Raw genomic sequence first — 21,275 nt, forward strand, 5'->3', positions numbered from 1 at the left:
GTGGCGATGTCGATCCAGATCCCCGGCTGGCTGCACTGGCTGGAATGGGTGGCGGGGTCGGACTGGCCGACCGGCGACGAGGATCGGATGTGGGACCTGGCCGCGGATCTGCGGTCGGCTCGCGACGAACTGCGCGATATCCTGCCGGACCTGGACGCCGCCCTCGAACTCACCCTGACGGCCTATCCGGCCGGCGCCGGGCGTGACCGAATGGACGCGCGGCTACAGGCGTTGCGCAGCGGCGACGGATCCGCCGAACATCTGGCGGAGGTCTACGGCCAACTCGCCGACGCCGCCGATGACATGGCACTGCAGATCCAGACCGCCAAGCTGAACGTGATCGGCGCGCTGACCTGGCTCGCCGCCGAGATCGCCGCCGCGTGGGCGTTCCCACCGACGGCACCGGCCCAGGAGGCGGCCGCCATTGCCCGAACACAGACGGCCGCCGCGGGAATACGCCGGGCCGCGATGAGTGCCATCGAGAGCGGCCTGACCCGGCTGGTCGGTGCGCGGGCGGCCCGGTTCTTGACGCTGCCGGTGTACGAGATCGCCCAGGAGGCCGTCGTGGAGGCGGTTCAGGGGGTGACGCAGGCCGTCCTCGTGCAGGGCATCCAGATCACTCAGGGGCATCGGGACGGATTCGACGCGGACGAGATCATGTCGGATGCGCTCACCTCGGCGCTGGCCGCCGGCTTCGCGGCGCCGGTCGGTCATGCGCTGGGCAACGTGGTCGCGGGCACGGCGCTGCCGAATATCGTCAGGGGACTGCTCCCGGGCGCCGGAGCCGGGGCGGCCGGGGTGGCCGCCGGGTGGGGTGCGGGCGGAGTGCTCACCGGGAACTGGGAGTTCGATCCGCGGATGGCGACCGGCGGGGTGCTGGGCGGCGCGCTCCCCGGCGCCGTGCACGGGGCAGGCGGCGGCACCGGCTATTCGAACTACTTTTTCGCTACCGACGGAGTCTCGGCGGCGGGCGATCGGCCGAGGTCGTCGATCGGTGCGGTCTCGGACCGTCGGGCGGGCACGGCCACCGGTGGTACGCCGCTCGTCGGGCCCTCGAGCGGGTCCGACGGGGCCGGGAAGCCCGCCGGCGCGTACCGTCCGTCCGGCGATTCCGTTGTCCGCGAGGGGATCTCGCGAGCGGGGGCCGGGCCGTCGGCCGAGCCGAGATCGGTGGCGTCGTCCCCGGCCGGCGAGGCGCGGGGAACGTCCGGCCCGGCGGATGCCAGGTCCCAGCCGCCCGCGGCCGGCGAGGCGACGCGGCGGTCGATGGTGGCGCCCGAGTCTCGTGCCGCGGCCGGATCCGCGGCTACGGATTCCGGAACCCTCCGTGGGGGCCCGCTGCGGGCGCAGCACACCGGGACCGAGGCGCCCGGGGCCGCCCAGCGCGGTGATCAGGTCGCGGAGCCCACCGACCGGAGCTCGGCGAGTGCCGATCCCGACGCGGTTCCCGGCGGGGGAGCTCACGTCACGGCCGTCGAGAGATCGGCGCCGGACCCTCCGGATACTTCGCCGGATCAAACCTGCGGACCGGAGGCACTTGCCACGGTGGTCGCCCTGACGGACAGCCCGGTGGTCAGGGTGCCCGGTGACGAGGTGGGCCCGGCGGGCATGCCGGCGGATCTGCTGGAATCCGCGGCGGGTGGCCGACTACAGGCGTTCGACTCCCACGATGCGATCGCCACCCGGTTGCGGGAACTGGGTGACGGCGCGGTCGCGCTGGTGGTCGACGAGTACGGTGATCCGCTCGACGAGTACGGCGTCGGCGCGCATGCCTACGTGATGGCGCACAGCGACGGCGTGATCACGGTGCACGATCGGTTCCTCGGCGGGCCGCACCCGTTCCGCGGCGGCGAGGTCGCGGCGAATGTCAGGGGAGTCCACGCGATCGCGTACGACGCTGCCGGAAACCCCGTGCCGCCGGCACGTGCCGCCGAGACGGTGTCCGCCGTGTCTTCCGGGATCGGTTCGGTGGAACCTCCGGACAGTGGGCAGGGTGACGAGTTCGGCCCGCCCCGGCCGCTGACATCCGACGAGATTCAGCACGTCCACGGCATACCGGCGCCGGCCCAGTGGATGTTTCAGCGGTTCGCGGACCTCTTCGGCATTTATATCGACGTGCGGCCGACCAACGTCGATTCGCTGCCCCGTCTGTTGTCCGGGGAAGCGGTCCCGAAATCGCAGGCGATCAAGAACAAGACCATGAGTGATCTGGACGTCCCGCTCCGTGGCAGATCGGAGGCGAAGGGACTGGCCGCGTGTTTCGAGCCCCGGCTTCCCGCGGATCTGAGCGGCTACGACCCGTCCGAGCGAGCGGCGCTGGAAAGACGCTATCGGCAACGGCTGGAAGAATGGGAAAACCGGCACAAGATCGAGGACAGCGACGAGTTCCGGATACGGGACCAGGTGATACAGGCCAAATGCCCGGACGGCGAGTGGAGACCGATCGCCGGAGATCACGACCTCTTCGCCGTCGGTCGGCCCGCGGGACGGACGGCCGAGACCATGAGCTGGTCGGTGCGCTGGGAGCTCGGCCACGCTACCGCCGACGAACTCGCCGAACTGGGGCGGCTCAGCCGGTCCGACCTCGAGGACCTGAGCCAGTACAGTCCGTCGGTCCGGCGGATCGTCGAGATGATGGGCCGGTGCATCGACGGAGTTCAGCACGGGACGCATCTGATGTGGGAAGAACGGTCCGAGAAGGACGAGGCCATCTTCGTGAATATCCTGTCCGGCCATCTGGGCCCCGAGGGAGAACCCCTCGTCCGGTTCCGTCCGAGGCTGGCCCCCATCGAGGTCTGGGCACCGCCGCGCGACACCTGGGATCGAGGGGAGTAGCCGTGTAACGGTCGCCGAATTCAGCCCTTCTCATGGGATCATGGGATATAAGTCATGGGGTATGGACCCCTAATTTTCCGTGAATCCGGTAGTGCACTTGCGTAGTGTCCGAATCGGTCGTTTACGAATGTGCTTCCGGGGTGGAATATATCTCCATGCCGTATGCGAAAAGTATCGGCAGTGCGTGGGGTCCGACCGATTCGAGTTGATTCAGGAGCGGTGACCATGGGCGATGAGACGAACCCGTGGCGGTGGTTGACAGGACAGGCGGAGAATGGCCTCCTCATGCTGCGGCCCGGTATCGTCGTCGAGCTTGCCGCGCTCGCCGACGGGGTCATGGAGCGGCTGTTGGCCGTACGCGGCGAGGTCGCGAATGTGGACAGCATTCCGGATTTCTCCAACATGTCCGACGGTCAACTGCTCGCGGCCAAGTTCCGGGACAAGGGGGCCGAGCTGGGAGAAATTCTCGATCGCCACGTCGAGATACTTCGCGATATGGCCGAGGCATTGAGATCCGCCGGCCGGGCGTATGCGTCCGCAGAGGGTGAGTCGGCGGACGAGATAGACCGGATCGCGGACCTGCCGACCGTGGCGGGAGAGTTCGCCGTTCCGGACGGACGCGACCGTATCGGTGTGTCTACCGCGGCGGTGGATTCTGCGCAGGAAGAATACGGTGTCGACGATATGTACGGCGATTACGACCCCGAGATCGGGAGGAACGTGGTCGCCGGCCCGGAAGATATACCGCCCAATGAATTCAACGGTGCTATTCCGCATCGGACTCCGGAGAGCATCTCCGACGGCGAGTACACCGAATTCTTCCACTCGATCCAGTGGAGTGCGGCGGTGGACGCCGCCAGTTACTGGACATGGCTGGCGGACGAGCTGTACGACAAGATCCCGGACTTCGTCAACAGGTTGCAACGAGTGGGGATGGACGGCGACTGGCGGGGTGACGGCGCGTCGGCGGCGATGGAGGCGGCCACCGTGTACGGCAATGACGTCGTGTTGTTGACCGAGCAGATGCGTTTGGTTGCCGATGATCTCGATTACACCGGCCGATGGATGCTCGAGACAATTGCACAAATGATTCCCGACGTAGCCGACTACGACGATGCGGACGCCATCCGAGAACAACGGGTCGAGGCATTGAAGTACATTTATCATCCGGCGGTCGACAATGCGAACGCGGCATTGCCGGCCCTGCCGATACCGGGTAACCCGATCGCACCCATGGAGAGCGCGAATGTCACCGGCGACGTGACGACGGCGGGCGGCGGGTACTCGCCCGCAGCCTACTCGGCCGGGAATTTTCCACCGGACGGATTCTTGCCCGGCGGTGGGATACCGACGAGTTCGGTGCCCTCTACCGCCTCCCGGATCGCCCAGGAGTCGGAGCCGCCGGCAGGCCCGGACTCCGCGGTGCCGGACATGGCGGCGAACGCCTTGGATCCCGCGCAGGCGATGAACGGCCTGCAGCAGGCTGTTCAGGCGGCCGAGACGTTCGGCGACACGCCGCCGCCGTCGGCGGGGCCGGCACCGTTGGGTGCGGCGGTGACCGGCGGCCCTCCTCCCGGTCACCGGCCTGCGGGCACGGGCGGCCAGGGCGCTGTCCGCGGGCCCGGTGCCGCGGGGGCTGGTCGCGGTGGCGCCGGTTCGCGTATCGGACTCGGATCGGAGCGGCCGGTCACGGTGTTTCCGCGCGCGAGTCTCCCTGCGGCGGGCGCGGTGCCCGACCGGGTGGGCGCCGGCCAGGTGGCGGCGGCGCCGGGCGCTCCCGGGGCGATGGCGCCGGGCGCTCGCGGTGCGGGAGGCCCCGACGAACAGCGCAAACGCCCGAAGTACCTCGATTCCAAGGAGCATCTGGCCGAGGCGCTGGGCAAGGGCCAGCGTGTGGTCGACCCGGTCGTGGAGCGATGAACCGTACCTGGCAGGTGTCCGATATCGAGTTGGTCGCCGAGTGGGAGACGTTGAAAGAGGGCAGCCTGCCGAAACCGCTGACCTACATGAGCAGAACACCGCTGCTCACCGATCACCTGCGGGAGAAGGCCGACGCGCTGGCGAGCGTGCGGCAGCGGCTCGGCGAGGAGCTGCGGGTGCTACTGGCGACGCTCGCCGATGCCGACATCCGGATCGTCGTCCGTGGCCGGGACGGCCGCGACCCGGACAACCCGGCGGGATCGATCCGGATGCTGGGGTCGAGGAAGGGGTCCTTCGCCTGTGTGGTGAGGCAACTGCCGGGGGAGACGACGCGGCACAGCGCCGGGTTCACGATCACCGAGTGCGGCGTGATCGAACTGGCGGCCACGGTGGTCGGCGCGCTACCCGCCGCCCCCGCCGGCAGGCAGAGCGACGTCGTGCTGGTCGACGAAGACGACGGTATGGACCGTCTCGCTCGGCGCTCCCAGGTCCGGTGGTCGCTCGAGGACGAGGACTCTGCGGAAACTCGTCGTTCGGACTGGTTTCGCGGCGCACCGGCGAACTCGGCCGGGACGATCGAGATCGTCCAGGGCCGGTCCCGGTTCGGTCCGCGCGGCACCGTCCGGTACTCGCTGGGCTGGCGCGATCTCGTCGGCGACGGCCGGTATCTGACCACGTCGGGCACGCCCCCGGTCGCGACGGCCGTGGATGCCGAGCGCATGACCATCATGATCAACCGGGTCATCGCCGAGGTCGTCCGGTCGATCAAGGACGAGTGGGCGTGACCGGCCGGCCGTGACGGCTCGCGGCCGGGCGCGGAATGGGGGTGTTTCCCGATGGTCGCGGTCGGTGGGCCGTGCCAGTATCGGGAGTATGTATCCGTCGACGCCCGCCTTCGATGCGCGCGGAGTTCGGCCCGCACCGCCCTATCGGCGGTTGACGCGGCGCTCCGGTGGGCGGGTCGTGGGTGGTGTCGCCGGGGGTGTCGCCGACCATCTCGGGGTCGACGTCTTCAAGGTGCGGATGGTGTTCGTCCTGCTGTCGGCGCTGATGGGGGCGGGCATCGTCGCCTACGGGATGCTGTGGATCTTCACCCCTGCCGGGGGCGACGGCCCGCCGCCGTCCGGGGCGGAGCGGCGGCAGGCGGTCGGGCTGAGCCTGCTCGGGCTGGCGCTGGCGGTGTCCATGTCGTGGCTGTTCAACGGCACCGCGGCGCAGGTGGTGGCGCCGATCATCGTGGTCGCGATCGGTGCGGCGCTGGTGTGGCGCGAATTCGACGCGGAGGGTCCGCGGTCGATGCTCGGGCTGCCCGCGCGGCCCACGGTGCTGACCTGGACGCGCATCCTGGCCGGCGCCACGCTGATCGTGGTCGGCCTGGGTGTCGTGGTACTGGCCCGGATCAACCTGAGCTCGCTGGGTTCGGCGCTGATCGCGGTCGCGGTGACGCTGGTCGGGGTCGGCCTGCTGACGGTGCCGCTGTGGCTGCGGATGATGCGCGCGCTGAACGCCGAGCGGGCCGCCCGCATCCGCAACGACGAACGCGAGGAGATCGCGTCGCACCTGCACGATTCGGTGTTGCAGACGCTGGCGCTGATCCAGCGGCAGGCCGGGGACGCGCAGGAGGTGGTGCGGCTGGCCCGCAGTCAGGAGCGGGAACTGCGCAAGTGGCTGTTCGAGGACACGGCGCCGGCGCAGTCCAGCCTGGCCGCCGCGCTGCGCACGATCGCCGGCGAGGTGGAGGACCAGTACGGGGTGAAGGTGACGCCGGTGACCGTCGGCGACGTGTCGATGGATCCCGGCGACACCGGATTCGGCCTGCCCCGGGAACATTTCACGGCCGTGCTCGGGGCCACCCGGGAGGCCCTGGTGAATGCGGCCAAGCACGCCGGCGCGCCTACGACCGACCTGTTCGCCGAGGTGGAGCCGCATCAGGTGAGCGTCTTCGTGCGCGACCGCGGCACCGGCTTCGACCCGTCCGCCGTCCCCGCCGACCGTCAGGGCCTGGCCAAATCCATCCGCGCCCGGATCGAACGCCGGGGCGGCGCCGTGGCGATCCAGTCCACCCCGGGCCGCGGCACCGAGGTTCGAATCACCATGCCCCGCAACGACTCCGAGGGTCAGGACGGTGTCGAGGTTCCGGCCCGGGATTCCGGAGATGCCGGTGAGCCGGTCGATGCCGGGGAGCGCGAGGCGGAGACGGTCGAGGGGTTCGGATCGAGCGAGGCCGATGCGGGTGTTCCTGCCGATCGGCCCGCGCCGGCGTCGGGCCCGAACGGCCGCTCCGGATCGCGGGCCGGTGTCGAGACCTCGCCGAGCGGCACCGACCGGGAACGCCAGCACGCACATCCGGGTCGGTAGTTCGACGCCACGCCGGGCGGTGAGTACGCACATTCGGACCCCGGTGGTTCGAGTGCGTGCCCGCTGCGGTGGGACGGGGTGCGGTCCGGAATCTGTGTCGTGCGCGGCCGGTGTGCGGGGTCGGCCGCTGCTTCCCCGTCCGGACTCACCGATCGCGAATCCGCTGTGGCCGATAGGGTCCATCGTGCGATCGAGGATCTCGGTCAACGGGGGTGTGCAGTTGCCGACGGCCCCATGCCGGGGTGGCGGCCTCGAGGAGGCCGAGCATGGCCGAGACCAGCGCGACGGGGCCGGGCGTCGGTCTTGTCTCGCGGGTCCGAACCGAGACGGCGCGCGATCTCGGGGCGAGTAGCTCGTGCCGTGTTGCCGTCTTCTGATGTCGTTGCGCGCTGAGTGCCGGTGTCGCGGTGACGAGTTGGGCCAGGCGCTGCCGGCGACGGCGCGGATGCCGTCGATGGTGGTCTCTTCGTCACGCGGTCGACGAACCCGCCGGCCGGTGTTGTGGTAACGATGAGTGGGCGGTATCGCGCCCGGTGGCGGGTTCGGTCCTAGGTGAGGAGAACAGTGGGTATCCGGGTCTTTCTGGTCGATGACCATGCGGTGTTCCGGTCCGGTGTGCGGGCCGAGTTGAGCCGTGAGGCCGATATCGAGGTGGTGGGTGAGGCGGGGTCGGTCTCCGAGGCCATCGCCGGTATCAAGGCGGCCGGACCGGACGTGGTGCTGCTGGACGTGCACATGCCGGACGGGGGCGGGGTGGCGGTGTTGCAGGGGGTCGAGGACCACCGGGAGGGCCCGGTATGCCTGGCGCTCAGCGTGTCCGACGCCGCCGAGGACGTGATCGCGGTGATCCGGGCCGGTGCGCGCGGGTACGTCACCAAGACCATCTCCGGACCCGAACTGGCCGAGGGCATCCGGCGTGTCGCCGGCGGCGACGCGGTGTTCAGCCCGCGCCTGGCGGGCTTCGTGCTGGACTCGTTCACCGGCCGCTCACCCGTTCCGGAGCCGCCGCTGGACCCCGAACTGGACTCGCTGACCCCGCGCGAACTCGAGGTGCTGCGGCTGCTGGCCCGTGGCTACACCTACCGCGAAATCGCCGAGACCCTGTTCATCTCGGTGAAGACCGTGGAGACCCACGCCTCCAACGTGTTGCGCAAGACCCAGCAGTCCAACCGCAATGCGCTCACCCGCTGGGCCCACCGCCGCCGCATCGACTGACCGACCCGACAGCCGCTACAACACGGCGACCAGGATCACGATCAGGATCAGCAATCCGATGAGCAGGCCGATGGCGATCGCCAGCGGGGCGGCGTTCGGGCCGAGGTTCGACAGGTCGAGCCCCGCCGATTTCTGTTGCGGCGCAGGGGCATTCTGCGCGCCGACGCGCGGGGGGCGCGGTAGCGGGCTGGAGTGCGGGCTGCGTAGGCCGGAGGCCGAGTTGCGGGCGGCCCACGCCGGGATGGTGCCGTCGTCGGTGCGGACGGGGGCGCCGAGGATGTAGGGCCCGGTGCCGGGACCGAAAGCCGCGGTGAGGATCTGGTCACGCGCCTCGGCCATGGCCGGGCGCCGCTGCGGCGCGGGCTCCATCATGTGCAGCAGCACGGGGGTGAGCGGCCCGCTGCGGGTGGGCGGAATGATCTGCGCCATCGCGGCCCGCGTGACGATCACGTCGTTGTCCTCGTCGAAACCGTACGGCGGCTGGCCCTCGATCGCGGTGTACAGCGTTGCGCCGAGCGAGAATACGTCGCTGGCCTCGGTCGGCCTGGCCCCGCGCGCCACCTCCGGCGGCAGGTAGGCGGGGGTGCCGGTGATCGCGTCGTCCAGCTCGTCGTGCGGATCGCCGGTGCCGCGGGAGATGCCGAAGTCGCTGAGCTTGACCTTGCCCACCTCGGCGCCGCGGTCGGCGACCAGGATGTTGCCCGGCTTGATGTCGCGGTGGGTGATCCCGGCGGCATGCGCGGCCGACAGCGCGTCGGCGACCTGCGCGCCGATCTGCGCCACCTCGACCGGCGACAGCGTATCCACCAGTGCCAGCGCCTTCGCCACGCTGCGCGAGGGCAGGTACTCCATCACCAGCCACGGCTCGCCGGCCTCGAGGACCACGTCGTAGACGGCGATCGCATGTTCGTGCGACAGCTTCGCGGCGACGCGGCCCTCGTGGATGATCTGGTTGCGGACCTCGGTGGCCTCCTCCTCGCTGAGGCCGGCCGTGGTCAGCACCTGTTTGATGGCGACGTCGCGGTTCAGCAGCCGGTCGTGTGCCAGCCACACCGCGCCCATGCCGCCGCCCCCCAGTTTCGATTGCAGGCGATACCGGCCGGCGACCAGGTAGTCGGGGCCGATGATGGGACGGGCGCGTTCGGTCACGGCGCGAGGATAGCGGAAAACCGTCCTGACTGGCCTACTTCGGGGATCCGGGTTCGCCGGAGTGCCGTTCGAGGAGGGGATCAGGGCAGCTCTTGGATGCGGATCATATTGCCGGCGGGATCGCGGAAGGCGCAGTCGCGGATCCCGTAGGGCTGGTCGGTCGGTTCCTGGACGACCTCGGCGTCCCCGGCCTGCAACCTCTCGAAGGTGCTGTCGAGATCCTTGGTGGCCAGGTTGATGCTGGCGAAGGTGCCCTTGGCCATCATCTCGGTGACGGCGCGGCGCTCGTCGTCGGTGAGGCCCGGCGTGGCGGCCGGTGGGTAGAGGACGACGGAGACGTCGGGCTGGCCGGCGGGGCCGACGGTGATCCAGTGCATCCCTTGGTATCCGACGTTGTTGCGGACCTCCCAGCCGAGGGTGTCGCGGTAGAAGGCCAGGGTGGCCTCCGGATCCTCGTGCGGGAGATAGCTCTGGCAAATGCTGATGTCCATGCCGATCACGATAATTGCGGCCCGGTGACCTGCGCTTCTCGATTCCTGATCGGTCTGGTCACCTGTTTCGCCACGCACGCCGGCATCCCCTCGGTCGCATCCGCGGCCTGGTTGCGGTAGACGCTGGGCGGTACGCCGACCAGTTCGGTGAACCGGGTGCTGAAGGTGCCCAGCGACGAGCAGCCGACGGCGAAGCAGACCTCGGTGACGCTGAGATCGCCGCGGCGCAGCAGCGCCATCGCGCGCTCGATGCGGCGCGTCATCAGGTAGGCGTACGGCGATTCGCCGTAGGCGAGCCGGAACTGGCGGCTGAGGTGCCCGGCCGACATGTGCTCGGCGCGGGCCAGCGCCTCGACGTCCAGCGGCTGCGCGTACTCCCGGTCGATCCGATCGCGGACCCGGCGCAGCCGGGCCAGGTCGCGCAGGTGCTGCGCCGCGGCGGGTCTGCTGGTCACCTAGCAGATCGTGCCACGTCCTGTCCGAATTGCCCAGGGCTTTCCGGCCTGACGAGAGCCCCTCTCACGAGGCCCGTGCGGGCGCGCCGACATAGTCGGCGAGGTGTTCGGCGGTCAGGGTGGAGCGGGCGGCGACCAGGTCGGCGGGCGTGCCCTCGAACACGATCCGGCCGCCGTCGTGGCCGGCGCCGGGACCGAGGTCGATGATCCAGTCGGCATGCGCCATCACCGCCTGGTGGTGCTCGATGACGATGACCGACTTGCCGGAGTCGACGAGCCGGTCGAGCAGGCCGAGCAGCTGCTCGACGTCGGCGAGGTGCAGGCCGGTGGTCGGCTCGTCCAGGACGTAGACCCCGCCCTTGTCGGCCATGTGCGTGGCCAGCTTGAGCCGCTGTCGCTCGCCGCCGGACAGCGTGGTGAGCGGCTGCCCGATCTTGAGATAACCGAGCCCGACATCGGCGAGCCGCTCGAGGATCTTGTGCGCGGCCGGCGTGCGCGCCTCGCCCGCGCCGAAGAACTCCTCGGCCTCGGCCACCGACATCGCGAGCACCTCGCTGATATCGCGCCCGCCGAAGCGGTACTCGAGGACCGATGCCTGGAACCGCTTCCCCTCGCACTCCTCGCACGTGGTCTCCATGCCGGTCATGATGCCGAGGTCGGTGTAGATGACCCCGGCGCCGTTGCAGGTGGGGCAGGCGCCCTCGGAATTGGCGCTGAACAGCGCGGGCTTCGCGCCGGTGGCCTTGGCGAACGCCTTGCGGATCGGTTCGAGCAGTCCGGTGTAGGTCGCCGGGTTGCTGCGCCGGGAGCCGCGGATGGGCGCCTGGTCGACCGACACCACGCCCTCGGGGGCGGGGATGGAGCCGTGGATCAGCGAGCTCTTGCCGGAGCCGGCGACGCCGGTGACGACACAGAGCACCCCGAGCGGGACGTCGACGTCGACATCGCGCAGGTTGTGCGCCGTCGCGCCGCGGATCTCCAGCGCGCCGGTGGGCCGGCGCACCTCCTGCTTCAGGGCCGCCCGGTCGTCGAAGTGGCGGCCGGTGACGGTGTCGCCGGTCCGCAGCCCCTCGACGGTGCCCTCGAAACAGACCGTGCCGCCGTTCGTGCCGGCGCCGGGGCCGAGGTCGACGACGTGGTCGGCGATCGCGATCGTCTCCGGCTTGTGCTCGACGACGAGCACCGTGTTGCCCTTGTCCCGCAGCCGCAGCAGCAGGCTGTTCATCCGCTGGATGTCGTGCGGGTGCAGGCCGGCGGTGGGCTCGTCGAAGACGTAGGTGACATCGGTGAGCGAGGATCCGAGGTGGCGGATCATCTTGACGCGCTGGGCCTCGCCGCCCGACAGCGTGCCCGCCGGCCGGTCCAGCGAGAGGTAGCCCAGGCCGATCTCCACGAACGAGTCGAGGGTGTGGCGCAGCGATCCGAGCAGTGGAGCCATCGACGGCTCGTCCAGGTCGGTGACCCATTCGGCCAGATCGCTGATCTGCATGGTGCACAGTTCGGCGATGTCGCGGCCCTTGATCTTCGACGACCGGGCCTGCTCGCTGAGCCGGGTGCCGTCGCATTCGGGACAGATCTGGAACGTCACCGCCCGCTCGACGAAGGCGCGGATGTGCGGTTGCAGCGCCTCGACGTCCTTGGACAGCATCGACTTGCGGATCTTCGGGATCAGGCCCTCGTAGGTCAGGTTGATGCCGTCGATCTTGATCTTGGTCGGTTCCTTGTAGAGCAGGTCGGCGAGCTGCTTCTTGGTGAACTTCCTGATCGGCTGGTCCGGGTCGAAGAAGCCGCAGCCGGTGAAGATCCGGCCGTACCAGCCGTCCATGCTGTAGCCGGGGATGGTGAGCGCGCCCTCGTTGAGCGACTTGCCGTCGTCGTAGAGCTGGGTCAGGTCGATGTCGTTGACCGAGCCCTTGCCCTCGCAGCGCGGGCACATGCCGCCGGTGACGCTGAAGGTGCGGCGTTCCTTCACGGTCGTCCCGCCGCGCTCCATGGTGACCGCGCCCGCCCCGCTGATCGAGGCGACGTTGAACGAGAACGCCTGCGGCGAGCCGATATGCGGCCGGCCGAGCCGGCTGAACAGGATGCGCAGCATCGCGTTGGCATCGGTGGCGGTGCCGACCGTGGAGCGGGGATCGGCGCCCATCCGCTGCTGGTCGACGATGATCGCGGTGGTCAGCCCGTCGAGGACGTCGACCTCCGGCCGGGCCTGGGTCGGCATGAAGCCCTGCACGAAGGCGCTGTAGGTCTCGTTGATCAGCCGCTGCGACTCCGCGGCGATCGTGTTGAACACCAGCGAGCTCTTGCCCGAACCGGATACGCCGGTGAACACCGTCAGCCGGCGCTTCGGGAGCTCGACGCTGACGTCCTTCAGGTTGTTCTCCCGTGCGCCGTACACGCGGATCAGGTCGTGGCTGTCGGCGACGTGCGGCGAATCCGTCTCCGTCTTCTCCCTCTCCGTCTTCGGGGCCGTGCTCATTGATGTCTCCCTCCGGTGGCGGGCCCTCTCGCGCCGCTGCGGCCGGTGCGGTGAAGCCTGTGGCGCCCACGTTACGTGCGGCTCGGTGGCCGTCGCTTCTCGAATTCTGATCGGTCCGGGCGGCTCGTTCGCTACGCGCGGCGATATGTCCGCCGTTCGTGACCCCGGCGGCACATCCGTCGCGCTAGACTTCGGCCGGTATCGAACATATATTCGAGACCGATCGATAGCTGGATCGGTGCTGTACGCGGTGGTTCCGGTGCCGTGCCGCGCGGTGACGGCTCGCGTGCGCGGCGTCCATCTCGCGTGAGTGGGTGTCCATGCGGTGGGAGGAAGGTGGTCGAGGATGGGTTCGGCGGGCGAGGCGCAACGGGAGCAGCTGGCGGAGCTGCGGCGGCGGATAGCGGCCGTTCCGGCGCGCGGGGCGGGCGCGGCGGTGCGCGGGGTGGGCTCGGCGGTACGCCATCCGCTGCGCCGGGAGCCCCTGCCGACACCGTCCGCGCTGGCGGAGCTGTTGCCGGAGGGTGGCCTGGCGAAGGGTTCGGTGGTCGCCTACACGGGCGCGAGTTCGCTGCTGACCGGCCTGCTGGCCGCGGTGACGGGTAGCGGCGGGCATGCCGCCGCGGTCGGCCTGCCCCGGCTCGGCCTGCTGGCCGCGTCCGAGATGGGCGCCCGGCTGGACCGGCTGGCCGTGGTGCCCGATCCGGGATCCGATCCGGTGGAGATCGCCGCGGTGCTGCTGGACGGCCTGGACCTGGTGGTGCTCGGTCTGGGCGGGTTGTCGGTGCCGCCCAGCCGCACCCGCGTGCTCGCCGCCCGGGCGCGTAGCAAGGCGTCCACGCTGGTGGTCACCGGCGGTTCCTGGAGCGGGGCCACCGTGCGCATCGATGCCCGGGTCGCCGGCTACGAGGGCCTGGGCCGTGGCTGCGGTCGCCTGCGCACCCTGCGCCTGGACGTGCGCGTGCGCGGCCGCTCGGCCCCGCCCCGCACCGGCCGCCTGGAACTTACACCCCGGGATGGAGGTGTCGAATGGGTTGCGCGGCAGGAGAATACGGCGCAGCATCTGGGTTCCGTGCGCGAGGCCGCTTCGTGATCCGTGCCCGGCCCGCCGCCGACCGTCGTCGCGGGGCGGTCCGATCTTGCCTCGTTCCGGCATGCTTGCGCCGGGGAATGCCGGCCGGGCCGGTGGCAGTGGATTATTTCGTGTGTGCGGACGTGCGGGGGAGTCCCACGGGTAGGCGGGTAACGAGCGAGCAGACGGCTCGAGGGGTACGGGGGTGCGTCGCCCGGACGGTCGTGCGATGGAGGTGAGGCAGCGGCGGGAGTCCCGGGTGCTGGCGCTGTGGTGCCCGGACTGGTCGGCCGCTGCGGCGGCCGCGGTGGCCGATGTCCCGCCGACCCGGCCGGTGGTGGTGCTGCACGCCAATCGGGTGGTGGCGTGCTCGGCGGTGGCGCGGTCCGGGGGCGTGCGGCGCGGGCTGCGACGCCGGGAGGCGCAGGCTCGCTGCCCGGATCTATTTGTGGCGCAGGCGGATCCGGACCGGGACGCGCGGCTGTTCGAGCCTGTGGTGGCGGCCGTGGACGCGACGGTGCCCGGCGTGGAGGTGCTGCGGCCCGGATTGCTGGTGCTGGCCGCCCGCGGTGCCATCCGGTTCTTCGGCTCCGCGGAGGCGGCGGCCGAGCGGCTGGTCGACGCGGTGGCCGCGGCCGGGGCGGAGTGCCGGATCGGCATCGCCGACGAGCTGTTCACGGCGGTGCTCGCCGCCCGCCGGGCCACCCTCGTGCCGTCCGGAGCGGGCGCGCGATTCCTGGCGCCGCTGCCGGTGGGCGAGCTGGCCGTCGAACCGAGCCTGGCCGCTCCGGAGCGTGCCGAGCTGGTGGATCTGTTGCACCGCCTGGGATTGCGCCGGATCGGTGACTTCGCCGCGCTGACGCCGGCCGAGGTGGCCTCGCGCTTCGGCGCCGACGCGATCCGCGCGCACCGCTGCGCCCGCGCCGAACCCGAACGATCGCCGTCGGCCCGCCCGCCGGCTCCGGACCTGACGGTGGAGTATCGCTGCGATCCGCCGATCGACCGCGTCGATGCGGCCGCCTTCGCCGGGCGCCTGCTGGCCACCCGCCTGCACGAGCGGTTGTCCGCCGCGTCGGTGGCCTGCACCCGCCTGTCGATTGTTGCGGAAACCGCTGCCGGGGAAAGCCTTTCGCGAATCTGGCGATGCGCGGAACCGATCACCCCGGAGGGTGCCGCGGACCGGGTGCGCTGGCAGCTGGACGGCTGGCTCACCCGGCGGGCGCTGAGTGGGCCGCGCGGAGCGGGGGAGCCGGAATTCGGCACGGTTTACGGGCGGGGAGCCGGCGAGCAGGGAGACGGATCGAATTTCACTGGTCCGCAGGATTTTTCGAGACCATCCGGTGAATCCGATACCGGGAACGAGGAATCGGTCGACCTGCTCGGACGCGAGCGCGCGGCTACGCGGGTGCCATTCGAAAAGCCCGGAGGGAGAAGTGGATCCGGCGCTACCGGGAGTAGTACGACCGCCCCGATCACGGTGCTTCGGCTGGAGCCGGTCGAGGTGGTGTCGGCGGGTGCGCTGCAGCCCGGCCTGTGGGGTGACACGGGGGAAGGGGCCGAGCGCGCCCGCCGCGCCCTGGTCCGGGTGCAGGGCCTGCTGGGCGGGGAGGCCGTGCGGATCGGGGTGCTCAGCGGCGGCCGCGGCCCGGCCGAGCGCGTAACCCTGGTCGCGGTCGGCGACGAGCAGGTCCCCGCCGCCGACCCCGCGCTGCCGTGGCCCGGCAGGCTGCCCGAGCCCGCGCCCGCCGTGATCCTGGCCAACCACCCCGATGTGGTGCTGGAAGCCGCTGACGGAACCCCGGTGTGGATCACCGACCGCGGCCTGTTCACCGCCGAACCGGCCAGGCTGCACTGGAGCAACAGGCAGTGGGAGGTGACCGGCTGGGCCGGCCCCTGGCCGCTCGACGAGCGCTGGTGGACCGCCGACCGCCCCGGCTGCACCGCTCGTGCCCAGATCCTGCTGGATGCCGACGTCCGCGCCCTGCTGCTGCTCGGTTACGACCGGGCCTGGCATGTCGAGGGGCTGTACGAGTAGTCGAGGGGCTGTACGAGTAGTCGAGGGGCTGCCGTACCTGTCGCAGCCCCGGAGCCGATGCGGAACGCGAGGTGCGGGCCGGTTATCCCGGCAGCGTCCACACCAGCGCCATGGTGAACGGGTGGCCGCGCAGGGGCGCCCACTGGGGTTTGGCGGTCAGCCAGGTGTCGTCGATCTGAGTCTCGGCGGCCTCGGTGAGCTGCCATCCGGCCGCGACCCCGGCGGTCACGTGCTCGCTGAACAGGTGCAGATGGGTGCTGATCGCCAGTGGCTCACCGGATTCGGCGGTGTAGTGGGTCGGCATCCCGGTCACCATCATGAACTGCGGGTGATAGCTGACGAGGACGAAGGTGCCGCCGGGTGCGGCCAGGCGCCGCGCCTCGGCGTAGAACGGCGCCAGGTCGGGCAGGTGCTCGTCGATCAGCGAGGAGATCACCAGATCGTATGCGCCGCTGGGCAATCCGGTCTCGCGCACATCGCCGTGGGCGAGGCTGCTGTGCGCCCCGCGCTCGCGGGCCCGCGACAGCATTCCCTTGCTCAGGTCGACACCGTCGATGCGGGGGACCCCGCGAACACGCAGCCACGCACCGGTGCGGCCGGTACCGCAGCCCAGATCCGCGGCCCGGCGCACGCGGCGCCAGTCCGGCCGCCGCAGCCGGTCCAGCAGCGCGAGATCCATCTCGTCCATGACGGTCTGCTCATAGGTGGCCGCCCATCCGTCGTAACCGGTGGCGACGTCCACGGTGCGGTAGTTGCGCCGGTCGAAATCCGCGAAAGCAGGCATGTGCCGCAGTATCGCCCGGCGAACCCCGGCTCGGGCAAGTCGTTTTGCGGCGTCTCCGCCTTCCGGGCCTGTGGCGTCTCCGCCTTCCGGGCCTATGGGGTTCGGCGCGAGTCGCCGGACTCCTCCGCTGCCGCCTGGCCGCGGCGGGCCAGCACCCTCGTTCCCGGTCCGGACGCGGCGCCGGGGCCTGCCAGTGTGATCACGTTCGTAGTGGTCACCGGCTCCCCGCAGGCCGAGCAGCAGACCCGCGCGGTGAATTCCGCGCCGCACTCGCGGTGCACCAGGCGTACCGGGGGCCCGCCGGGCGGCGTGGCCCACTTGTCGCCCCAGGTCATCAGCGCCAGCAGCGCGGGCACGAGGTCACGGCCGGCCTCGGTGAGGTGGTATTCGTGCCGCGGCGGTCGCTCCCGATACGCCCGGCGCTCCACGATGCCGTCGGTGACCAGCGTCTCGAGCCGGCGAGTGAGCAGGTTCCGGGAGATGCCGAGGTTTTCCGCGATGTCGTCGAACCGGTGCAGGCCCAGGTGCAGGTCCCGCACGATCAGCAGCGTCCACCACTCCCCGACGCGTTCCAGGGTCTGCCCGATCGAGCAGTGCATCTCCGCGAAGCTGGTCCGTTGCATGATTCCCAGTCTAGAGGGTTTATTCATTGAACTGACTGAGCGTACGGTCATGAATCGAGAGTTCAATGAAAGGACTGACTGATGCCGTTCGTGGAGTTGTTCGTTCCCAAGGGCTCGCTCGACCAGGAGCGTCGCGAGAAGATCGGCGGCCGGTTGGTGTCGGAGGTGATGCTCGCCGAGGGCGCACCGGACACCGAGGCGGCCCGCTCGATCTCGTGGCTGGTGGTGAACGAGATCGATGCCTGGTTCGTCGGTGGCCGGCAGCTGCCCGCCGGAGAGAAGCCGAAATATGTGGTGCGCGTAGGTGTTCCGGCCGGTTCGATGAACGACGACAAGCGCGCGGACATCGTGCGGCGGGTCACGCGGGTGCTCGCGGACGCCGATGCGGACCCGGCGCGTTTCGCCCAGCCCGCCGCGGCGTGGGTGCACATCAACGAGATTCCGGAGGGCAACTGGGGTGCGTGCGGAGAGATCGTGCGCATCGAGGACATCGCGGCCTTGGTGACCAGCGGCTGACGGTGATCGCGGTGACGGCCGCGTGCGCGGATGCGGGTGCGCCGATCCGGTTGTGGCAAGACGCACATCCGGCGGCGGCCGAACCGGTGGCCCCGTACCCTGGCTCGACGTGGAGTCGACCGTTACCCGAGTGCCGTTGGACGGCGTGCTGATCGCCTACCGCGACTCCGGAGCGCCGGCCGTCGCGCACCCGCTGTCCGATGTGCCCGTCGTGCTGGTGCACGGCATGGGCGGCGACGGCCACACCTGGCAGCGGTTCGCCCAGCGCCTGGTGCGGCTGGGCCGGCGGGTGATCGTCCCCGATCTGCGGGGCCACGGTCACAGTGCGCACACCGCGTCCTATCGCTTCGACGCGTTCGGCGCCGACGTGCTGCTGCTGTGCGACCGGCTCGGGCTGACGACCGCGGACCTGGTCGGGCATTCGCTGGGCGGCTACGCGGCGTCGTGTGTCGCCATCGAGCGGCCGGAACTGGTGCGGCGCTTGGTGATCGAGGAACAGCCGCTGCCGCTGCGTTCCGGTGACGAACAGGTCACCCTCACGCGCCGCCTGCCTTCGCCGCCGGAACTGTGGCACGCCACCACCAGCCTGCTCCGGCATCCGCGTGCGGTGCTGGCGTTCGACCGGTCGATGACCCGGATCGCGCTGGAGCAGTTCCGCAAACCCGATCCGGAGTGGTGGGGGCGGCTGGCGGACATCACCGCGCCCACCCTGATGCTGCGCGGCGGCCCCGGAGGCATGGTCGACCCGGACAAGCTGGAGATCTTCCGCGCGGCGGTCGCCGACTGCACCGTCGAGACCTTCGACTGCGGCCACAGCATCCACCGCGACCGCTATCGGCAGTTCGCCGCGACCGTCCTGCCGTTCCTCGGTCACTGACGCCGCCGCGGCTTCTACAGTGGGAGGGTGTCCGCTCAGGAGCGTCCGACCCTCTTCTTTCCCGATGAGCCGTCGTTTCGGGACTGGCTGGAGGCCAACCACGCCGCGGTGGACGGTATCTGGCTGAAGTTCGCGAAAAAGGGTGCGGGGATCGTATCCCTCGACCACACCGGTGCGCTGCGGCAGGCGCTGTGCTTCGGCTGGATCGACAGCCAGGCCCGCGCGTTCGACGACGTCTTCTATCTGGTCGGCTTCACCCCGCGCCGCCGGCGCAGCCCCTGGTCGCAGCGCAATATCGGTCTGGTGGAGGGGCTGATCGAGCAGGGCCTGGTGCATCCGGCCGGCCATGCGGAGATCGAGCGCGCCAAGGCCGACGGCCGCTGGGCCAACGCCTACGGCCGCGAACTGCCGCGGGATTTCACCGAGTCGCTGGCCGCGAACCCGAAGGCCGCCGCCTTCTTCGAAACCCTCGACAACCAGTCCCGGGCCGCGATCGGCTACCACCTCGCCAATGCCGCACGCCCCGAGACCCGGGCCCGGCGACTGGACCAGATCATCGCGAAACTCGCCGCCGGTCAACGTTTCTGACCGATGCCGGGCGCTGGAGATCGGCTACTGGGTCCACGCCGAGCGCACCGGCCGCGGCGTCAGCACCCGGTCGGTGGCCGCGCCGACCGAGGCCGCCCTGGTGCTGCCCGGCGTCGAGCACATCCAGATCCGTTGCGACGCAGCCAATATCCGAAGCGCCGCCGTACCGCGCCGCCTCGGCTACCGGCTCGACCGGTTCGAATCACGCACACCGCGGGCACCGGCCGAGACCGGGCGCGACATGATCCGGACCGGGACACGGAACAGTCGTGTTACGAGCCGGGCCATCGGTAAGTGCCGGTGTCTCGGTGGGCGGCGGTGGGCATGACCTGTCCTGCGCCGGGCGGTCGGCGGCGCCGAGGCGGCCGACCCCCCGGTATCGGCGACGTGCTCGTCGGGAAGCGCCGGCTGCCGGCCTGATGACCTGGGCGTCGACGGCCTTGCGGCGCGAGTGCCGCAGGGCCGGGCCGAACGCCTCGGTACGTGCTGCCTGGCGGTAGGTGCCCGGCCCGAGCGGCGGCTCGGCGGGCGGCGTGGGCGTGATCTGTGCCGTGGTGGACGAGCGGCACTGTCCGGTGGCAGGTCACCAATAGGTGCCGGGGACCAGGCGGGCGGCGCGGCGCAGCACGGTGCGGGTGGCACGGCCCGCGGTGGACGACCGGCGGTGCGGATCGGCGGGCGATGCCGGGGTTGGCGATGCCGGGGATTGCGATGCCGGGGACCGGTCCGGCGCCGCCTCGCCCTTGGACGCGGGGGAGTCGGGGAGGGCGCGGTAGTAGCGGTGCAGGATTCGGTCCTTGATGCGCGGGGCGAACAGGCTGCCGTATTCGCCCAGGGTGCCGATCGGGACGTCGATGCGCCTGGGGCGGTCGGTGAGGGCGCGCACGATGGTGGCGGCGGCCCACTCGGGCGACTCCGCCGGGGCTCCCTGGTCGCCGCTCGGCGCGATCATCGGCGTGCGCACCAGGGGCATGTGGATGGTGGTGAAAGTGACGTTGTCGGAGAGCATTTCGATCGCCGTCACCTCCGCGAACTTGTCGAGGGCGGCCTTGGAGGCCAGATACGCGGCATAGCGCGGGGTGGTCGCCTGCACGCCCGCGCTGGAGATGTTGACGATGTGCCCGAACTTGCGCTCGCGCATACCCGGCAGCAGCGCCAGCGTCATCCGCACCGCGCCGAAGTAGTTGACGGCCATGGTGCGCTCGAAATCGTGCAGCCGGTCGGTGGAGCGGTGCACGGCGCGGCGGATGGAGCGCCCGGCATTGTTGACCAGCATGTCGACGTGGTCGTGCTCGTCGAGGATGGCCTCGACGGTGCGGTCGACGGATTCGGAATCGGTGACGTCGCACGAGTGGCCGTAGGCCGTGCCGCCCGCGGCCCGGATCTCGTCCACCACGGCCGTCAACTCCTCGCCGCGGCGAGCCAGCAGGAACACGACCGCACCCTTGGCGGCGACCGCGCCCGCGGCGGCCCGGCCGATACCGGACGATGCGCCGGTGATGAGCACGTGTTTGCCGGCCAGGCTGCGGGCGGCGCGGCGGCGGGCCAGATAACCGGGCTCGGCCGTGGCGTGGGCGAGCCCGGCTGCGGTGTGCGCGGACTCGTCCGTGACCTGGGCGGACTCGGTGTGGTTGCTCCCGCCGTCGGCTGCGTGATCGGTCATCGCTGCTCCCTTGCACGTCGATTTGCCACGAACTTACTCCATAGTAAGTTCCATCGCCACGACGAATTCGCCCGCCGGCAAAGTTCGGTGCCGCGACCGGCCCGGATGCCCGGCCCGGATACTCAGTGCGGGGACCGCGACGTGGTGCGGCGGCGTACCCAGCCCGACAGTGCCACGGCGATCACCAGGGCACCGCCGTAGAACAGCTGCTGCAC

Annotated in this window: 18 protein-coding genes; 11 read left to right on the forward strand and 7 right to left on the reverse strand. The window is 70.7% G+C overall.

Annotation, left to right across the window (positions count from 1 at the left end; translation table 11 throughout):
- Nucleotides 1-6 precede the first annotated feature (6 nt).
- From D892_RS0116370 to D892_RS0116395, 5 genes are all read left to right on the forward strand, one after another.
- Nucleotides 7-2,835, forward strand: a complete 2,829-nt coding sequence (locus D892_RS0116370) for a hypothetical protein (protein WP_024802278.1) — start codon at nucleotides 7-9, stop codon at nucleotides 2,833-2,835.
- A gap of 225 nt (nucleotides 2,836-3,060) precedes the next feature.
- A complete protein-coding gene (locus tag D892_RS0116375) occupies nucleotides 3,061-4,755 on the forward strand; it encodes a hypothetical protein (RefSeq protein ID WP_024802279.1) in 1,695 nt (564 codons plus the stop codon).
- The gene (locus D892_RS0116380) at nucleotides 4,752-5,540 is read left to right on the forward strand and encodes an ESX secretion-associated protein EspG (RefSeq protein WP_024802280.1); all 789 of its coding nucleotides are present in this window, start codon (nucleotides 4,752-4,754) and stop codon (nucleotides 5,538-5,540) included. The genes D892_RS0116375 and D892_RS0116380 overlap by 4 nt, the downstream gene beginning before the upstream one ends.
- An 88-nt stretch (nucleotides 5,541-5,628) precedes the next feature.
- Entirely contained in the window at nucleotides 5,629-7,113 is a 1,485-nt protein-coding gene (locus tag D892_RS41285; protein ID WP_024802281.1) for an ATP-binding protein, read from the forward strand.
- A 570-nt stretch (nucleotides 7,114-7,683) separates the two neighbouring features.
- Nucleotides 7,684-8,328: a response regulator transcription factor gene (locus tag D892_RS0116395; protein ID WP_036568944.1), complete on the forward strand. Its 645-nt coding sequence runs from the start codon at nucleotides 7,684-7,686 to the stop codon at nucleotides 8,326-8,328.
- A gap of 15 nt (nucleotides 8,329-8,343) precedes the next feature.
- Here D892_RS0116395 and D892_RS0116400 read toward each other — a convergent pair whose 3' ends face one another.
- From D892_RS0116400 to D892_RS0116415, 4 genes are all read right to left on the reverse strand, one after another.
- The gene (locus D892_RS0116400; RefSeq protein ID WP_024802283.1) at nucleotides 8,344-9,477 is read right to left on the reverse strand and encodes a serine/threonine-protein kinase; all 1,134 of its coding nucleotides are present in this window, start codon (nucleotides 9,475-9,477) and stop codon (nucleotides 8,344-8,346) included.
- A gap of 80 nt (nucleotides 9,478-9,557) precedes the next feature.
- Entirely contained in the window at nucleotides 9,558-9,968 is a 411-nt protein-coding gene (locus tag D892_RS0116405) for a VOC family protein (RefSeq protein ID WP_024802284.1), read from the reverse strand.
- Nucleotides 9,969-9,973: 5 nt separating this feature from the next.
- Nucleotides 9,974-10,423 (reverse strand): helix-turn-helix transcriptional regulator, encoded by a 450-nt coding sequence (locus D892_RS0116410; RefSeq protein ID WP_024802285.1) that lies wholly within the window; start codon nucleotides 10,421-10,423, stop codon nucleotides 9,974-9,976.
- A gap of 64 nt (nucleotides 10,424-10,487) precedes the next feature.
- On the reverse strand, nucleotides 10,488-12,902 hold the full coding sequence (locus D892_RS0116415) for an excinuclease ABC subunit UvrA (protein WP_024802286.1): 2,415 nt from the start codon (nucleotides 12,900-12,902) through the stop codon (nucleotides 10,488-10,490).
- 346 nt (nucleotides 12,903-13,248) lie between these two features.
- Between D892_RS0116415 and D892_RS0116420 the strand changes: the two genes are divergently transcribed.
- Complete coding sequence (locus D892_RS0116420; protein ID WP_024802287.1) at nucleotides 13,249-13,995, forward strand: hypothetical protein; 747 nt, start codon at nucleotides 13,249-13,251, stop codon at nucleotides 13,993-13,995.
- A gap of 208 nt (nucleotides 13,996-14,203) precedes the next feature.
- Nucleotides 14,204-16,009, forward strand: coding sequence for a DNA polymerase Y family protein (locus tag D892_RS0116425; protein ID WP_036567116.1), 1,806 nt, complete (start codon nucleotides 14,204-14,206; stop codon nucleotides 16,007-16,009).
- Nucleotides 16,010-16,091: 82 nt separating this feature from the next.
- Here D892_RS0116425 and D892_RS0116430 read toward each other — a convergent pair whose 3' ends face one another.
- Complete coding sequence (locus D892_RS0116430; protein ID WP_024802289.1) at nucleotides 16,092-16,793, reverse strand: class I SAM-dependent methyltransferase; 702 nt, start codon at nucleotides 16,791-16,793, stop codon at nucleotides 16,092-16,094.
- Between the two features lie 92 nt (nucleotides 16,794-16,885).
- Nucleotides 16,886-17,416, reverse strand: a complete 531-nt coding sequence (locus tag D892_RS0116435) for a helix-turn-helix domain-containing protein (RefSeq protein WP_024802290.1) — start codon at nucleotides 17,414-17,416, stop codon at nucleotides 16,886-16,888.
- Nucleotides 17,417-17,497: 81 nt separating this feature from the next.
- Between D892_RS0116435 and D892_RS0116440 the strand changes: the two genes are divergently transcribed.
- The 4 genes from D892_RS0116440 to D892_RS45220 all read left to right on the forward strand — a co-directional run bounded on the left by D892_RS0116440 (nucleotide 17,498) and on the right by D892_RS45220 (nucleotide 19,725).
- Nucleotides 17,498-17,932 (forward strand): tautomerase family protein, encoded by a 435-nt coding sequence (locus D892_RS0116440; protein ID WP_024802291.1) that lies wholly within the window; start codon nucleotides 17,498-17,500, stop codon nucleotides 17,930-17,932.
- Between the two features lie 109 nt (nucleotides 17,933-18,041).
- Nucleotides 18,042-18,809 carry an alpha/beta fold hydrolase gene (locus D892_RS0116445; protein ID WP_024802292.1) on the forward strand — a complete coding sequence of 256 codons (768 nt, stop codon included), beginning with the start codon at nucleotides 18,042-18,044 and terminating at the stop codon, nucleotides 18,807-18,809.
- A gap of 27 nt (nucleotides 18,810-18,836) precedes the next feature.
- Nucleotides 18,837-19,397, forward strand: a complete 561-nt coding sequence (locus tag D892_RS0116450) for a YdeI family protein (protein WP_024802293.1) — start codon at nucleotides 18,837-18,839, stop codon at nucleotides 19,395-19,397.
- Nucleotides 19,321-19,725 carry a GNAT family N-acetyltransferase gene (locus D892_RS45220; RefSeq protein ID WP_024802294.1) on the forward strand — a complete coding sequence of 135 codons (405 nt, stop codon included), beginning with the start codon at nucleotides 19,321-19,323 and terminating at the stop codon, nucleotides 19,723-19,725. The genes D892_RS0116450 and D892_RS45220 overlap by 77 nt, the downstream gene beginning before the upstream one ends.
- Before the next feature lie 255 nt (nucleotides 19,726-19,980).
- Here D892_RS45220 and D892_RS0116460 read toward each other — a convergent pair whose 3' ends face one another.
- A complete protein-coding gene (locus D892_RS0116460; protein ID WP_024802295.1) occupies nucleotides 19,981-21,060 on the reverse strand; it encodes an SDR family NAD(P)-dependent oxidoreductase in 1,080 nt (359 codons plus the stop codon).
- Nucleotides 21,061-21,275: the final 215 nt, after the last annotated feature.

Origin of the sequence: Nocardia sp. BMG51109 (assembly GCF_000526215.1) — a bacterium.
GTDB lineage: Bacteria > Actinomycetota > Actinomycetes > Mycobacteriales > Mycobacteriaceae > Nocardia.

What these genes read in the sequence shown, in the direction of transcription:
- D892_RS0116370 (WP_024802278.1), top strand. Translation starts at nt 7, where the DNA reads ATGTCGATCCAGATCCCCGGCTGGCTGCACTGGCTGGAATGGGTGGCG.
- D892_RS0116375 (WP_024802279.1), top strand. Translation starts at nt 3,061, where the DNA reads ATGGGCGATGAGACGAACCCGTGGCGGTGGTTGACAGGACAGGCGGAG.
- D892_RS0116380 (WP_024802280.1), top strand. Translation starts at nt 4,752, where the DNA reads ATGAACCGTACCTGGCAGGTGTCCGATATCGAGTTGGTCGCCGAGTGG.
- D892_RS41285 (WP_024802281.1), top strand. Translation starts at nt 5,629, where the DNA reads ATGTATCCGTCGACGCCCGCCTTCGATGCGCGCGGAGTTCGGCCCGCA.
- D892_RS0116405 (WP_024802284.1), bottom strand. Translation starts at nt 9,968, where the DNA reads ATGGACATCAGCATTTGCCAGAGCTATCTCCCGCACGAGGATCCGGAG.
- D892_RS0116415 (WP_024802286.1), bottom strand. Translation starts at nt 12,902, where the DNA reads ATGAGCACGGCCCCGAAGACGGAGAGGGAGAAGACGGAGACGGATTCG.
- D892_RS0116420 (WP_024802287.1), top strand. Translation starts at nt 13,249, where the DNA reads ATGGGTTCGGCGGGCGAGGCGCAACGGGAGCAGCTGGCGGAGCTGCGG.
- D892_RS0116425 (WP_036567116.1), top strand. Translation starts at nt 14,204, where the DNA reads ATGGAGGTGAGGCAGCGGCGGGAGTCCCGGGTGCTGGCGCTGTGGTGC.
- D892_RS0116430 (WP_024802289.1), bottom strand. Translation starts at nt 16,793, where the DNA reads ATGCCTGCTTTCGCGGATTTCGACCGGCGCAACTACCGCACCGTGGAC.
- D892_RS0116435 (WP_024802290.1), bottom strand. Translation starts at nt 17,416, where the DNA reads ATGCAACGGACCAGCTTCGCGGAGATGCACTGCTCGATCGGGCAGACC.
- D892_RS0116440 (WP_024802291.1), top strand. Translation starts at nt 17,498, where the DNA reads ATGCCGTTCGTGGAGTTGTTCGTTCCCAAGGGCTCGCTCGACCAGGAG.
- D892_RS45220 (WP_024802294.1), top strand. Translation starts at nt 19,321, where the DNA reads ATGCCGCACGCCCCGAGACCCGGGCCCGGCGACTGGACCAGATCATCG.
- D892_RS0116460 (WP_024802295.1), bottom strand. Translation starts at nt 21,060, where the DNA reads ATGACCGATCACGCAGCCGACGGCGGGAGCAACCACACCGAGTCCGCC.